Below are 13543 nucleotides of genomic sequence, written 5' to 3'. Positions count from 1 at the left end.
CCCGCGGAGCGGATCGAAACCGGAATTTTGCTCCCGCGCGGGCTCCGGGGATCGCCCGGTAGGGTCGCGCTATGCACACGCCCGAGGTCCTACTCGACGACAACGACGCCGTGTACGACTACTACCTGCGCCATCAGCAGAACCGGTGGAAGGCGCTGGCCTCCTACGCGGTGCTGGCCCGGCGGTTCCGGCCGCGCGTGACCTTCGCCGAGGGCGCGAAACAGCAGGTGAAAGCGCTGATCCGGAGTGGGCGGCCGGTGATCTACGCGATCAACCATCTGTCGACCAGCGATCCGTACACGGTCGCGGCGACGGCGTGGCGCTCGCCGCTGCGGTCGAAGATCGGGCGGGTGCGAGTGCTGGCCAAGGACGAGCTCTTTCTCGATCCCGAGCAGCGGCGCAAAGTGGACATGATGGGCGGGATCCCGGTGTTCCGCGGCAAGGACCACGGGATTCGGGCGGTCAATGCCGCAGGTCAGCGGATGATGGACGTCTGCGCGCAGCGGTTGGCCGCCGGTGATCACCTCGCGATCTTCCCCGAGGGGACGTGCAATGAGGTAGATCACAGCACAGTGCAGGCCGTCGGTAGCGGGATCGGGCATATCGCGTTTCGTGCGGCCAAGCTGGACGCGGCGCCCGCGATGATCGCGATCGGGATGAACTACGGGACCTACGAGCCTGGTGTCGAACCGACGGCGGCCGAGGTCGTCTCGGGGATCGCCTACTTCCGGGCGCCGGTTCTCGAACTGCCGCAGCGGCCCGCCGACATCGCCAGGCTCGTCAAAGAAGAGCTGCAACTGGCTGTCGACGGGGCCGTCGCGCACTACTGAGGTAGGCCGAACAATTCCCTGGCTCGTTGCGGAACGTAGGCGATGTAGTCGGGGTGAGTGGTGATGAAATGCAGGACCACCGGGCACATCGGCAGGACGCTGTAGCCTTCGTCGCGGCTGGCGTCGAGTGCTGCCCGCACCAGGACATTCGCCAATCCACGGCCTTCGAATCGGGGGTAGATCTCGGTGTGGACGAGGGCGCGTTCATCGCCGGTGTCCTGGTATTCGATGTAGCCGGCGGGGTGAGCGTCGGTGGTGAGTTCGAACCGCTCGAGCGCGGTGTTGTTGCGGACCTCGGTCGCCATATGTCGACGCTACCGTGTAGGGGAGGACAACCCACTGAGCAGATGAGAACATGGGTGACTCCCGGACCACCTCCGAGCCGCTGCGCACCCGCCGCAAGACCGAGAACCATCGGTCGTGCTCGGAAATGGCACGCTGAATTCGCGGAGAGGCGGAACAGGTGGAGAGGCGGACAGTGGAACAGATGACTCGGCGACCTCTTGTCGTGCTCGCCCCCGACAAGTTCAAAGGTTCGCTCTCGGCGCCCGAGGTGGCCGCGGCATTGGGTAGGGGGATCGCTCGGCGGGCGCCGGGGGCGCGGGTGCGGTGTGTGCCGGTGGCCGATGGTGGCGACGGAATGGTCGACGCCTTCGCCGCGGCAGGGTGGAAACGGGTCGAGGTGGCAGCGCCAGGACCCACCGGGGAGGCTTCGACGGCGGTGTACGCGATGCGCGGAGATACCGCGGTGGTGGAGTTGGCGGCTGCTGTCGGGGTGGTGAAGTTGCCCGGTGGGCGGCTCGATCCGTTGCGGGCGAGCACGTTCGGGCTCGGCGTGGTGATCGGGCACGCGCTCGACGCCGGGGCGCGCGAGATCGTGTTGGGGCTCGGCGGGAGTGCGTCGACCGATGGTGGCGCGGGGATGTTGCGGGCGCTCGGTTTGCGGTTGCTGGACCGGGACGGACAGGAGCTGGACGGCGACGTCGATGTAGCCGCGATGCTCGAGCGGGTTGTCTCGGTGGACCGCGCCGGCTTGCACCCGGCGGTGACGACGGCGCTGTTCACCCTTGCCTGCGATGTGGACAATCCGTTGCTCGGTCCCGCGGGCGCGGTGGCTGTGTACGCGCCGCAGAAGGGGGCCACTGCTCGGCAGATGGCGAAACTGGAGGCAGGACTTACCAATTGGGCCGCGGTGCTGGGCACCGGGTATGCCGAGATCAGTGGCGCGGGGGCCGCGGGCGGTACCGGGTTCGGTGTGCTGGCGGTGCTGGGGGCGCAGGTGCGCAGCGGAATCGATGTGGTGCTCGAACTGCTGGAATTCGCGAAGCTGGTCGACGAGGCCACGCTGGTTGTCACCGGTGAGGGCTCGCTGGATCACCAGAGCATGCACGGCAAGGCACCCGTCGGGGTCGCGGCGGCGGCGAAGCGGGCGAGGGTGCCGGTGATCGCGGCGGTCGGCCGAACTCTGTTGTCGCCCGGCGAGATCCGGGCCGCCGGGTTCGCCGCGTGCTATCCGCTCAGTGACCTGGAGCCGGATCCCGCGCGTTCGATCAGCGCCGCGGCCGCCCTGCTCGAACGGATCGGCGAGCGAATCGCCCTGGAGCACTTGTAGTCAGAACCGCGACCGCCGAAATCACAGTGCGACTCGCGTGCCGGCCTGCGCTGGGATTTGTGGGCGGCTGACGGTGGCCAGTTCCGAGCGGTGCGTATTGCCCCAGCTCTCGAGCGGCTCCAGGGCCAGGCGCAGCGTTTCGCCCAGCGGCGTGAGCGAGTACTCCACGCGCGGGGGGATCTCGGGGAAGATCTCGCGGTGCACCACGCCGGTGCTCTCCAGATGACGCAGGTTCTCGGCGAGCACCTTCTCGCTCACGCCGTCGAGCAGTCGCCGGATCTGGCCGAATCGCTGCGGCCCATCGCCGAGCACCCACATCAGATGCAGCTTCCATTTACCGCCGACGACGTCGATGGCCAGGCTCATACCGCACACATCGTGATCTGCGTCACTACTCATCGTCGCCACACCCTTCTGACCGTTTTTCGAACCTCTAGGTAAGCAACCACACCACAACGTTCGGTCTTCCCGACGATACCCGCGCCGACCACCATGGAAAGCGGCGCCGAACCAACCAGTATCGAAGCAATATCGAGAACCGAAGGGCCACACCATGTCCGAGCAGACCGCTCCCCGTTCCGTTTCCGTCCTCGGCCTCGGCCCGATGGGCCAGTCCATGGTCAAGGCCTTCCTCGAGGCCGGCGTCGAGGTGACGGTGTGGAATCGCAGCACCGCCAAGGTCGACGCGATGGTGGCGCTGGGTGCCAAGCGCGCCGGCACCGTCGCCGAGGCACTCGACGCCAACGAGGTCGCCGTCCTCAGCCTCACCCACTACGACGCCATGTACGACGTCCTCGGCCAGGCGATCGACCACCTGCCCGGCAAGGTGATCGCCAACCTGTCCTCCGATTCACCGGAGAAGGCGCGGGCAGGCGCCGAGTGGGTCCGCGAGCGCGGCGCCGAATTCTTCTCCGGCGGGGTGATGTCGGCGGGCGACAATATCGCCCATCCCGCGTCCTACATCTTCTACAGCGGCCCGAAGCCCGTGTTCGACGCGCACGCCGAACTCCTGCGCCCGCTGAGCCCGCAGGAGTACCTCGGCGCCGACGACGGCCTCGCCCAGGTCTTCTACCAGGCACTGCTGACGATCTTCCACCCGTGGCTGCTCGCCTTCGACCAGGCGACCGCCGTGATCGCGAAGTCGGGCCACGACATCGCCCAGTTCGTCCCGTTCGCGGTGCGCGCCAGCGAGGCCTTCCCGTACTTCATGGAACAGTTCTCGGTGGCGAACCTGAACGGTGGCTGGGCCGACGTGGCGAGCCTGAAGATGATGGACGCGGGCGCCCAGCACATCATCGATGCCAGTGAGGAAGTCGGCGTCGACGCCGGGTTCTCGCACCTGGCGCAGTCGTACTGGCGCAAGGCACTGGTCGCCAGCGAGGCCGCGGGCACGGCGGTCTCGACCTTCGCGTTGATGCGCGGCGAGGCGTCCTGATGGCGCCATCGAGCCGAGCGAACGCGGTGACCGTCATCGGCCTCGGCTCGATGGGCAGGCAGATCGCGCGAAGCTGACCGGCAAGGTCGTGGTCAACCTGTCCTCGGATTCGCCGCAGCGAACCAGAGCGGGCGCGGCGTTCGTCCGGGCTCGGGGTGGTGAGTTTCTCGCCGGTGGGGTGATGGCTCAGCCGGAAGAGCTGGCAGGCCCGTCGGCCTACATCTTCTACAGCGGACCGGCGGCGGTCTTCGAGTCGCAACGAGAGTTGTTGCGGCCCTTGGCGGCAGCGGAATATCTGGGTGCCGACGACGGCGCGGCCCAGGTGTACTACCAGGCGATGCTCGCCCTGTTCCTGCCTTTACTGCTCGGCTACGAACAGGCGCTGGCGATCATCGACCGGTCCGGCTCCGAGATCGCCCGGTTCCTGCCCTTCGCCCAGCGCTCACTCGGCAGTGTCGGCGACCTGTACGCCGCGTGGGCGGGGATGGCCGAGGCCGGGGGGCTGGCCGATCCCGGTTACCTGCGGATGATGGGGGCCGGTGCGCGACATGTGGTGGCCACCAGCGCGGCGGCCGGCGTGGATACCGCTCTGGCCGAGTCTGTTTCGTCGTACTGGGAGCGTGCCATCGGCAGGCGGGCATCGACGTTCCAGGTACTTCGCGGATAACACGTCGAAACCGTTCGGCACAGTGCTGCCGAACGGTTTCGGGTGTTCACGCGGTCTCGGCGCCCAGTCTCGGGAACGGCTCGGTGGAGAACACCACTTCCACCGCTACTTCGAAATAGGCCGCGAGGCGCAGGGCGAGGTGCAGGCTCGGGCTGTATTCGCCGCGCTCGAGGTAGCCGACGGTTTGGTAGTGCACGCCGAGGGCTTCGGCTAGGTCTCGCCGCGAGATGCCGCGCTCGGCACGCAGCATCGCGATGCGGTTGTAGATGACCTCAGAAGGCACGCTGCATCGCTTTCTCGCGGCGGACGGCCACGCTGGATCCCGACTCATGGCGGGCCGCTCGCCGCAGCACGATCGGCGCGAGCAGCAACCCGACGATCGACCATACGCCGAGTACGGCGGCGGTCTCGAGGTGCCGCCACGACCCGTCGATCTCGATGGCCGCTGCCTCGGCGGGCAGCAGCGCCGAGCGCATGCCGAGGCCCAGCCAGTACATCGGGAAGAGTTGGGCCAGACCCTGCAACCAGCCGGGCAGGGCGGTGACCGGGTACCAAATCCCGGAGATGGCGATCAGGCCCATCAGGGGCAGAGTCAGCAGGAAGATGTCGCGGGCGCCTACGATCAACCCACCCAGGATGGCGCCGATCGGCAGCGTGGCGAGCAGGCCGAGCACGATCACCCAGACGAGCGTGATCATCGCGCCGCCGGGCGCCGACAAGCCACCGACGATCACGGCACCGATGGTCAGCACCACCACCAGCTGGACGAGTACCGCGCCCGCGGTCGTGCCGACCTTGCCGATGAAGTAGCCGAGGATGCCGTTCGGAATTGTCTTGGCGCGCAACAGGGTTCCGTCCTCGCGGTCGAGCGCGAGGACCTCGGCGATGCCGTACAAGCCGTTGAACGCGATGATGCTACCGAGCAGGCCGGGCACCGCGAGTTCGCCGAGCGACAGTGCGGTGTCCTGGTAGGTCCGATCGCGCAGGAATAAGATCGCGACCAGAAACAGTGCGGGAGTGAGGAACTGGCCCATCAGGCTCGTGCCGTTGGTGTACAGCTGCCGCAGTTCGATCCACATAGCCGTCAGGCCGCCCCTGACGGCAACGAGTGTGGGATTCATCGCGTGACCTCCTGCAGAGACCGGACCGGCTCGGCGGCCGCGTCGGATTCGAAACGGCGGACCAGCGCCATATAGGTGTCCTCCAGCGAGGCGCGCTGCACCTCGAGATCCTCGATCAATTCACCGTGCTGCTTGAACAGTTCGTGGACGTACTTGGTCGACTCGGTGGTCGTGTGGACGAAACGCTGACCGTCGCGGGTCCAGCGCACTTCGGCCTCGCCTGCGGTGGCGGCGCTGAGCTCCTCCGGGGAACCGTCGGCGATGATGCGGCCACCCGCCAGGATCAGGATGCGGTCGGCGAGCTTCTCGGCTTCGTCCAGGTCGTGGGTCGTGAGCAGGACGGTGGTGTCGTCGAGGTCGGCCAAGCGGTGCACCAGGTCGTGGAAGTCGCGGCGCGCGGCCGGGTCGAAACCGGCGGTCGGTTCGTCCATGAACAGCAGTTCGGGTCGGCCGACGATGCCGATCGCCACGTCCAGCCGGCGGCGTTGACCGCCCGAGAGGGTGGAGATCTTGGCGTCGGCTTGGTCGGTGAGTCCGACCAGATCGATGAGTTCGCCGGTATCCCATGGCCGTTGCACTCGGGCGGTGGAATACGGGGCGTAGTAGGTACCGAGATGCCGAAGTAGTTCGGCCACTCGCCATTTGGCGTGGTCTCGCCAGGATTGGAGCACCACGCCGATGCGGGCGCGCCAGAGTTCGTCACCGTGTTCGGGATCGGCCCCCAGCACGTCGACCTGGCCGGCCGACCTCCTGCGGAACCCCTCGAGGATCTCGATCGTGGTGGTCTTGCCCGCACCGTTGGGCCCGAGCATGACGAGCACTTCCCCGCGCCTGGCTTGGAATGTCACGTCGTGCAGGACGTCTGTCTCGTCGTAGCGCATGCGTAATTGCGCGACATCGAGAACGACATCTGGCGCACCGTTGTTGTTCGAAGTCATGAGTCCTCCCAGTCATCGACCTTCGATGATATGTAGCATACGTACTACATATCATCGCGGCAATGCTTCGCCGAAATTGGACATTCGAGAACTGTGAGCACTGCTCTTGACTTTGCGCGATGGCACGCGCATGCTTGTACACAACAGAGAGCAGTGCTCACGGTTTTAGGAGATCGACATGGACAACGCGACCCGCCACCTGCCCCCGACCGGCATCGATCCGATCGTCAACAAGATCGCTAACCTGCTTCCCGAGTTCGGGATCAGCATCATGGGTTCGCGGCTGCTCGCCGTGCGCGGCCGCAAGAGCGGTGAATGGCGCACGACCATGGTGAACGTGCTGACTGCCGCCGACGGCGAGCGCTACCTGGTCGCGCCGCGCGGGCACGTGCAGTGGGTGCGCAACCTGCGCGTGGCAGGCGACGGCGAACTGCGATTGGGCCGCAAGGTCGAATCCTTCACGGCCACCGAGGTTCCCGACGCTGACAAGGTCCCGCTGCTGCGGCTGTACCTGGAGAAGTGGGGCTGGGAGGTCGGTAAGTTCTTCGAAGGCGTCACCAAGGACGCGACCGATGGCGAGCTCGCCCGAATCGCCCCGGGTTTCCCGGTTTTCCGTCTCGCGTGATCATGCGAGAACAACGGTAACTCTCCCTGGGCACGGGCTGACCCTCTCGCCGGTGAACCGTCGGCCGCGTCCCCGGATCGCCCGGAGCTGAGTCCGGTCTAGATTCGCGGAGCGGCGGCACAGAATTCGATCGCGGCGGCATAGCCCTGGATGCCGAGGCCGGCGATCACCGCGGTCGCGATCGGGGAGACGTAGGAATGGTGCCGGAACTCCTCGCGCGCGTGCACATTGCTGATGTGCACCTCCACGATCGGTACCTCGGGAATCACCAGGGCGTCGCGCAGCGCGACCGAGGTGTGGGTGAGGCCGCCCGGATTGATGACGATGGCCGATACCTCGCCGCGGGCCTGCTGGATCCGATCGATCAGCGCGCCTTCGTGATTGGACTGGAAGGCGACCACAGTGCGGCCGAAGCGGGCGGCGGTTTTCTCGCACAGCGCCACGACATCATCGAGGGTGTCGGCGCCGTAGATCTCGGGCTGACGGGTGCCGAGCATGTTCAGGTTCGGTCCGTTGACGACGAGAATCGGACCAGTGGCCTGCACGGTTTCCATGCAGGCCATCCTATTGGAGCGCTGGCGCGCTCGAGGCGGGTCCCTTCGGGCCCCGCTGGTGATTACAGACCCGTCGGGCCTTCTGAGCGCAGGTCGTCGACTTTGCGCATGGCCTCGCGGAGTTCGGCCAGCCAGGTTTCGGCGTGTTTTCCGGCGAGTTTGACGGTCCAGGCGAGGGCGTCGGCGCGGGAGCGGGCTACGCCGGCGTCGATGAGGGTGTCGAGGACCTGGCGTTCGGGTTGGCGCAGGCGGGTCATGACGGGGACGGCCAGGTGGGTGAACACGGTCCGGTGGCCGTCTACTCGCACGCCCCAGGCGACGCTGCGGCCGTAACGGCGCTGGGCCTCGTCGGCGATCTGCATGCGGGCCGGGCGGGTCGACTCGCGGAAGCGGGCGAGGGTTCCCTCCTTGGTGGCGGTACTCGCGTCGCCTGCGACGGGGAGGTCGCCGACCACGACGATCTCGTCGCGGTCGATCTCGATCTCCACCGGACCGGTGAACCAGTCGGCGGGCAATCGTCCGGCGAACCAGTCGGGGGCGTCGGCGGGATCGGGAAGGTCGGCTTGCTGCCAGCCGCCGGGTCGGCCGAATCCGCGTTCGCGTCGGTCGTTCCGCATGGGAATCACCTGCTATCTCTGTTGCGCTCGTTGCGTTGATTACAAGATTACGCCGATATACGAGCTGCGGATTCCGCTCTGCGTGAACGGTTTCTTCTCGCCTCGCGAGGCGGGTACCGCGGGGGTTGGCGGTCGGTGGCCTGGGTACCCTCGCGTTGAATCGCCGGACAATTGCGAGATCCGCACGACCCGGCGAGGCTGTCGGTACGGTTGACACAGCAGTTGTTGCCGCTTACTGGGCGAGGTTGGAAATCCTGTCCTCATCGGGGCGAGATTTCCGGCACAATCGAGGTGTCGAGGTCGGGCCTGGTCCCGACTTACCGGGGCATTGGAGACGGGTCAACTTCCGGTACGGTGGATTTGTTACCGGAGTGGCAAGAGTGAAGAGTGGGCGATATGGATGTGTGGGGATCCCGCCGCTTTCGCGTCCGGGGCGCAATGGCGATTGCGGGGGTTGCGACCCTCGCCATGGCGTTGTGCTCATGTGGAGCGGGTGGGAACACGAGCGAGTCGGAGACGGTGGTTCAGAAGTTCACCGACCTCCTCGACGATCAGGACTACAGCAAAGCCGCCGACCTGACCTCGTACCCCGCCGCCGCTTCGGCAACCATGAAGCAAATGTTCGAGGGCCTGCAGACGGGCACTGTCGACTACGAGGCCTCGCAGGTCATCGACCTCGACAAGCAGTCGGCGATCTTCAGCATGGACGTCGCCTGGAACTTCGGTGAGAAGAAGGACTGGAACTACACCCTGCAGGGCACCGTCCGCAAGCTCGCGATCGGCTGGCGGATCACCTGGGAGCCCGCAGTGGTGATGCCGCAGTTGGAGAACAACCGCACCGTCAAGCTCGTGCGCACGACCGCCAAGCCGCCGCCGAAGGTCGTCGACCTGCCGGGCGACACGCTGATGACCGAGCAGACACTCAACGTGATCAAGATCGACCCGAGTCGCACCGGCGATCTCGTCGGCACCACCAATGCCCTCGCCGACGCCATCGAACCGGTCGCGCCGCTGATCACCGGACCATCGCTGATGCAGCAGTTGGCGGGCTCGCAGGGCAAGCCGATCGTCGCGGTGAACCTGCGCGACGGGGATTTCGCGATCCTGGAACCGCGGATGGCCAAGGTGCCGGGCGTGGTGATGGAGAAGCAGCCGAAGCTGATCTCGGCCGACCGGCGCACCCGCTCGCCGATGCTCGACGCGCTGCGCGAGGTATGGCAGGACAGCCTCGAGGCGACCGCGGGCTGGGGTGTGCAGATCTTCGAGGCCGACGGCCGGTTCGTCAACCAGGTGGCCGGGTATCAGGGGCCCGCTGGTCCGGATATCGCCGCGACGATGGATCAGCGCTTACAGCGTGCCGCCGAGGACGCGGTGGTGAGCGCGGGGACACCGGCCACGGTCGTGGCCATGCAGCCCTCGACCGGCGCGGTCGTCGCGGTCGCGCAGAATTCCTACGCCACCGAGAAGGGCCCGATCGCCTTCACCGGACTGTTCCCGGCGGGCGGCACGATGGAGCTCTTCCGCGCGGTCGCCGCCGCGACCAAGAACAAGCCGCCGCAGGACGTGACAGTGCAGGAAGCGGCCGAGGCGGCCACCGCGCTCGGCGTCGGCGTCGACTTCAAGGTGGCCGGGCTCGACGAGGTGACCGGGCGGATCAGCGCGCCCGGCCGCAGCACCGAGCAGGTGCGTCAGGGTGCGGGATCCGATGCGGTGCAGGTCAGCCCCTTCGGAATGGCGATCGCCGCCGCGGCGATCTCGCGTGGCTCGGTGGCGCCGCCGATGATCGAGGCGGGCAAGCCGGGCACCACCGATACCCCGGTCCCCGCGCTGCCCCAGCCCGCGGTCGACCGGTTGCGCGCCATGATGCACGAGGGCATCGGCAAGCCGGAAACCGCTGCGCTGCGCGGGTTCCGCGATATCACCGCGTTCGCCGCGACGGGCGGGACGGACGGTTGGCTGCTGGCGACGATGGGCGATCTGGTCTTCGCGGTGCACATCGCCGACGTCGACAGTGGTGACGCCACGTCACGACTCGCGGCCGTCTTGCTGAAATCCCTGGCCACGCCGGAGCCGTGAGGCCCGGTTTCGATGCACGCACACTGGTCAGTGGATATCGACCCGGTCTCGATCTAGATCAACAACGGTTACGCTACGTCCGTGAAGAGATACGCGCCGTTCGGTATCGATGCTCTCCTGGTGATCGTCTTCTGTGCGATCGGTAGGCGCAGTCATGACGAGGCTGTCATCGCCGGTCTGCTGAAAACGGTGTGGCCCTTCGGGGCGGGATTGATCCTCGGCTGGGTCTTGGCGAGCTACCTCGCCCGGAATACGCGGTTCGACGCAACCGCGTTGTGGCCCACCGGAATCCTGATCTGGGCGAGCACCCTCGTCGGCGGGATGGTGTTGCGCGCCATCAGCGGGCAGGGCGTCGCACTGAGTTTCATGATCGTCGCGGCCTGCGTGCTCGCGCTGTTCCTGCTCGGCTGGCGAGCGGCCATTCGCGCACTGCGGTGATCAGATTCGGCGCTGCTGCTTGAATTCCTGCTCGTATTCCTCGTCGTCGGCCTGCGGGGTGCGGAACAGGAACGCGAAGACGATCCAGCCGACGACGGCGACCAGGATGAAGCTGACCAGCCGGTAGACGAACGCGGCCGCGACCGCCTGCGCGGCGGGCAGCCCAGCGCCCGCGGTGAGGCCGTAGATCAGCGTCGCGTCCACGTAGACGATGCCGCCCGGCGCGAACGGGATCGACCCCACCGCCTTACCCGCCGCGAACGCGATGAGCAGCCCGGACAACTTCGGATCGGCGCCGACCGCGTAACAGGCGGCGCCGAGACACGCCACATCGGCGAACCGGTGCAGCAGCGCCCACACCCCGACGAGCGCGGCGTCCTTCTTCCCCAGATCGACCGACTCGAGCTGCGACCTGATCTCGGCCAGCTTGGCGATGCCGTGATCGGCCGGTTTCTTGCGCAGCCGGTTGACCAGCGCGAGCACCCGCCGCAGGATCGCCTCCAGCGTGCCCGGATGGCGGGCGAGGTAGTTGCCGACGAACAGCACCAGGGCGAGCACGACCAGTGAGACGATGAATTTGAACCCGATCCCCTGCCCGACCAGCGCGGCACCGGTGATACCGAGTATCGCCAGCCCGGCCGCGGCGACCACGCCGGAGAAGACCAGCTGCCAGGAGGCGACGATCGGGCTCGCGCCCCAACGCCGGGTCTGGCGGTAGGTGAAGGCGGTGGAGAAGACCTGGCCCGCGGGCAGCGTCAGCGACATCGCGGTCGCGCCGTAGACCACCGATTCCGATTTCACCTGGCTGACGTCCACCCCGCCCGCGTGCAGTAGCTGCCGCTGCACGCCGCCGAATCCGCTCATCGACAGGGCCTGCAGGACGATGCAGCCGATCAGCCAACCCCAGTGGATCTCGGTGAGTGTGCGCCAGGATTCGTGCAGGCGGGGCCACAGGTACACGCCTTCGCCGACGAGCAGCGCGAGGATCACCGCGCCGAGCACCCACTTGACCCACCGGAAGCGGCGGCGGCGCTCGGCCGGTACGCCTGCTAGGTCGCCGTCGGCCGTCACGGTCTCAGCCTAGCGAACTGACCTGTTCTTCCTCGTCGGTGTGCGGCGCGGCGATCGCGGACTTCGGCCAGGCCAGGCGGGTTTTTCTGCGTCTGCCGCGCAATTGGACCTCGTCTCCGGTTACCCAATGTTCTTGCTCGCTTTCGTCGGCGAAGTAGAGCGCGCTGCCCGAAGCGAGAACGCGGCCGGGATGATCTTTGGCCAATTCGGTGAGTCGCGAGGCCTCGTTGACGGGGTCGCCGATCACGGTGTATTCGAAACGATTTGCGGCACCGATGTTTCCGGCGACCGCCAGGCCGGCCGAGACGCCGATGCCGATGTCGAGGCTGGTCACCTCGCGCAGCGCCTCGCGCAGATCACGGGCCGCGGCGAGTGCGGCGCTCGGCGCGTCGGGGCGGTCGAGCGGGGCGCCGAAGATGGCGAGCGCCGCGTCGCCGACGAATTTGTTGACGAAACCGTGGTGGCTGTCGATCACATCGACCACCACCCGGAAGAACTCGTTGAGCAGGCTGACGACCTCGGTCGGCGGACGTTCGGCGGCAGCGGCGGTCGAACCGACCATGTCGACGAACAGCACCGCCACGAAACGCGTCTCACCGCCGAGTTCGGTGCCGTAGTCCAATGCTCGCTGCGCCACGTCCTCGCCGACGTGCTGACCGAACAGTTCCTGCAGCTTGCGCCGCTTGGCCGCCTCGTCCATCATCCGGTTGAAGCCCACCTGCAACAGCCCGATCTCGCTGCCGTCGTAGACCTCCACCTGAACGTCACGCGAGCCGGCCTGCACCCTGTTGATGGCTTGGGACAACTGGCGCACCGGGTCGGAGATCGACGAACCGGTCAGCATCGACAGCGCCAGCGCCTGCAGGATCACCACGCCACACAGCAGCAGGATCGAGATGGCGAGGGACTTCGCCGAGAACTTCACGTCCGAGGAGATCTGGGTGACGCACAGCAGCACGATCGCGATGGTCGGCGCGAACGTGCCCATGCCCCAGGTCATCGCCATCCGGGTGCCGACGCCGGGGGTCAGGGTGTGGTCGAAGGTGCCCTCGGTCAGCGCCTCCGCGGCGACCGGGCGCAGGATGCGTTCGCCAAGCATGTAGGTGAAGCCGAACACGATGGTGGCGGCCATACACTCGGTGACGATCACCGCGCCTGCCAGCTCGGGCGATTCGGCGATGATCATCGCGGCCAGGATCCCGCCACCGATGATCCACAGCACCAGGTGCACGATCGACTGCCGCAGCGGCACGTGCAGCGCCGCCATCTGCTCACGTCTGCTCGGTGGCCCGCCACGCATCTGCCAGCGCATCACCGGCCGCAGCATGAGCGCGGCGGCGCAGATACTGAGTACCGCCGCGATCCCGAAAACGAGCAGCGGCGCGAGCAGACCGGTCTGGCGCACCCCACCCGGATCGCCCTCGGGAACCGGCAGGCCGTATTGGATGAAGGCCCACACCAGTACCGCGCCGAAGGCGTTGGCCAGCAGCACAGACGTCAGGTACAGCGGCCAGCGCGTTCGCATGGTCTGTTTGACCGCTTCCAGAGGCGCCGACACG

16 protein-coding genes are annotated in these 13543 nt (G+C 67.1%); 7 read left to right on the top strand and 9 right to left on the bottom strand.

The genetic code is table 11. The annotated features are described in order from the left end of the window. The first annotated feature begins 71 nt into the window (after positions 1-71). Positions 72-830: a lysophospholipid acyltransferase family protein gene (locus tag ACWZHB_RS27475; protein ID WP_427904680.1), complete on the top strand. Its 759-nt coding sequence runs from the start codon at positions 72-74 to the stop codon at positions 828-830. Here ACWZHB_RS27475 and ACWZHB_RS27470 read toward each other — a convergent pair. Further along, the gene (locus ACWZHB_RS27470; RefSeq protein WP_427904679.1) at positions 824-1135 is read right to left on the bottom strand and encodes a GNAT family N-acetyltransferase; all 312 of its coding nucleotides are present in this window, start codon (positions 1133-1135) and stop codon (positions 824-826) included. The genes ACWZHB_RS27475 and ACWZHB_RS27470 overlap by 7 nt on opposite strands. 182 nt (positions 1136-1317) lie before the next feature. Between ACWZHB_RS27470 and ACWZHB_RS27465 the strand changes: the two genes are divergently transcribed. Next, positions 1318-2442, top strand: a complete 1125-nt coding sequence (locus ACWZHB_RS27465) for a glycerate kinase (RefSeq protein ID WP_427904678.1) — start codon at positions 1318-1320, stop codon at positions 2440-2442. 21 nt (positions 2443-2463) lie between these two features. Here ACWZHB_RS27465 and ACWZHB_RS27460 read toward each other — a convergent pair whose 3' ends face one another. Then, a complete protein-coding gene (locus ACWZHB_RS27460) occupies positions 2464-2841 on the bottom strand; it encodes a winged helix-turn-helix transcriptional regulator (protein WP_427904677.1) in 378 nt (125 codons plus the stop codon). Between the two features lie 154 nt (positions 2842-2995). Here ACWZHB_RS27460 and ACWZHB_RS27455 point away from each other — a divergent pair, with 154 nt between their 5' ends. Both ACWZHB_RS27455 and ACWZHB_RS27450 read left to right on the top strand, forming a co-directional pair. Next, the gene (locus tag ACWZHB_RS27455; protein WP_427904676.1) at positions 2996-3877 is read left to right on the top strand and encodes an NAD(P)-dependent oxidoreductase; all 882 of its coding nucleotides are present in this window, start codon (positions 2996-2998) and stop codon (positions 3875-3877) included. Between the two features lie 88 nt (positions 3878-3965). Beyond that, positions 3966-4544 (top strand): imine reductase family protein, encoded by a 579-nt coding sequence (locus ACWZHB_RS27450; protein WP_427904675.1) that lies wholly within the window; start codon positions 3966-3968, stop codon positions 4542-4544. Positions 4545-4590: 46 nt separating this feature from the next. Here ACWZHB_RS27450 and ACWZHB_RS27445 read toward each other — a convergent pair whose 3' ends face one another. Genes ACWZHB_RS27445 through ACWZHB_RS27435 form a run of 3 tightly spaced genes read right to left on the bottom strand, consistent with a single transcriptional unit; the run spans position 4591 to position 6603 of the window. Next, positions 4591-4827 (bottom strand): helix-turn-helix transcriptional regulator, encoded by a 237-nt coding sequence (locus ACWZHB_RS27445; RefSeq protein ID WP_067455043.1) that lies wholly within the window; start codon positions 4825-4827, stop codon positions 4591-4593. Continuing rightward, complete coding sequence (locus ACWZHB_RS27440) at positions 4817-5665, bottom strand: ABC transporter permease (protein ID WP_427904674.1); 849 nt, start codon at positions 5663-5665, stop codon at positions 4817-4819. Before ACWZHB_RS27440 ends, ACWZHB_RS27445 begins: the two co-directional genes overlap by 11 nt. Next, positions 5662-6603 carry an ABC transporter ATP-binding protein gene (locus ACWZHB_RS27435; RefSeq protein WP_427904673.1) on the bottom strand — a complete coding sequence of 314 codons (942 nt, stop codon included), beginning with the start codon at positions 6601-6603 and terminating at the stop codon, positions 5662-5664. Before ACWZHB_RS27435 ends, ACWZHB_RS27440 begins: the two co-directional genes overlap by 4 nt. Before the next feature lie 178 nt (positions 6604-6781). Between ACWZHB_RS27435 and ACWZHB_RS27430 the strand changes: the two genes are divergently transcribed. Continuing rightward, a complete protein-coding gene (locus ACWZHB_RS27430) occupies positions 6782-7228 on the top strand; it encodes a nitroreductase/quinone reductase family protein (RefSeq protein ID WP_427904672.1) in 447 nt (148 codons plus the stop codon). 98 nt (positions 7229-7326) lie between these two features. Here ACWZHB_RS27430 and aroQ read toward each other — a convergent pair whose 3' ends face one another. Both aroQ and ACWZHB_RS27420 read right to left on the bottom strand, forming a co-directional pair. Continuing rightward, the gene (aroQ, locus tag ACWZHB_RS27425; protein WP_427904671.1) at positions 7327-7782 is read right to left on the bottom strand and encodes a type II 3-dehydroquinate dehydratase; all 456 of its coding nucleotides are present in this window, start codon (positions 7780-7782) and stop codon (positions 7327-7329) included. A 62-nt stretch (positions 7783-7844) separates the two neighbouring features. Next, on the bottom strand, positions 7845-8399 hold the full coding sequence (locus ACWZHB_RS27420; RefSeq protein ID WP_427904670.1) for a hypothetical protein: 555 nt from the start codon (positions 8397-8399) through the stop codon (positions 7845-7847). A gap of 519 nt (positions 8400-8918) precedes the next feature. Here ACWZHB_RS27420 and ACWZHB_RS27415 point away from each other — a divergent pair. Continuing rightward, entirely contained in the window at positions 8919-10475 is a 1557-nt protein-coding gene (locus ACWZHB_RS27415; RefSeq protein ID WP_427904669.1) for an NTF2-like N-terminal transpeptidase domain-containing protein, read from the top strand. Positions 10476-10556: 81 nt separating this feature from the next. Continuing rightward, complete coding sequence (locus ACWZHB_RS27410; protein ID WP_427904668.1) at positions 10557-10913, top strand: DUF3054 domain-containing protein; 357 nt, start codon at positions 10557-10559, stop codon at positions 10911-10913. On the opposite strand, the gene ACWZHB_RS27405 is transcribed toward ACWZHB_RS27410, so the two are convergent. Together ACWZHB_RS27405 and ACWZHB_RS27400 are read right to left on the bottom strand one after the other, a co-directional pair. Beyond that, positions 10914-11984 carry a lysylphosphatidylglycerol synthase transmembrane domain-containing protein gene (locus tag ACWZHB_RS27405; protein ID WP_427904667.1) on the bottom strand — a complete coding sequence of 357 codons (1071 nt, stop codon included), beginning with the start codon at positions 11982-11984 and terminating at the stop codon, positions 10914-10916. Between the two features lie 4 nt (positions 11985-11988). Continuing rightward, entirely contained in the window at positions 11989-13542 is a 1554-nt protein-coding gene (locus tag ACWZHB_RS27400; RefSeq protein WP_427904666.1) for an adenylate/guanylate cyclase domain-containing protein, read from the bottom strand. Between the last annotated feature and the right edge of the window lies 1 nt (position 13543).

It is taken from the genome of Nocardia sp. FBN12 (genome assembly GCF_054031145.1).
This window is presented reverse-complemented; position numbering and strand designations above follow the sequence as displayed.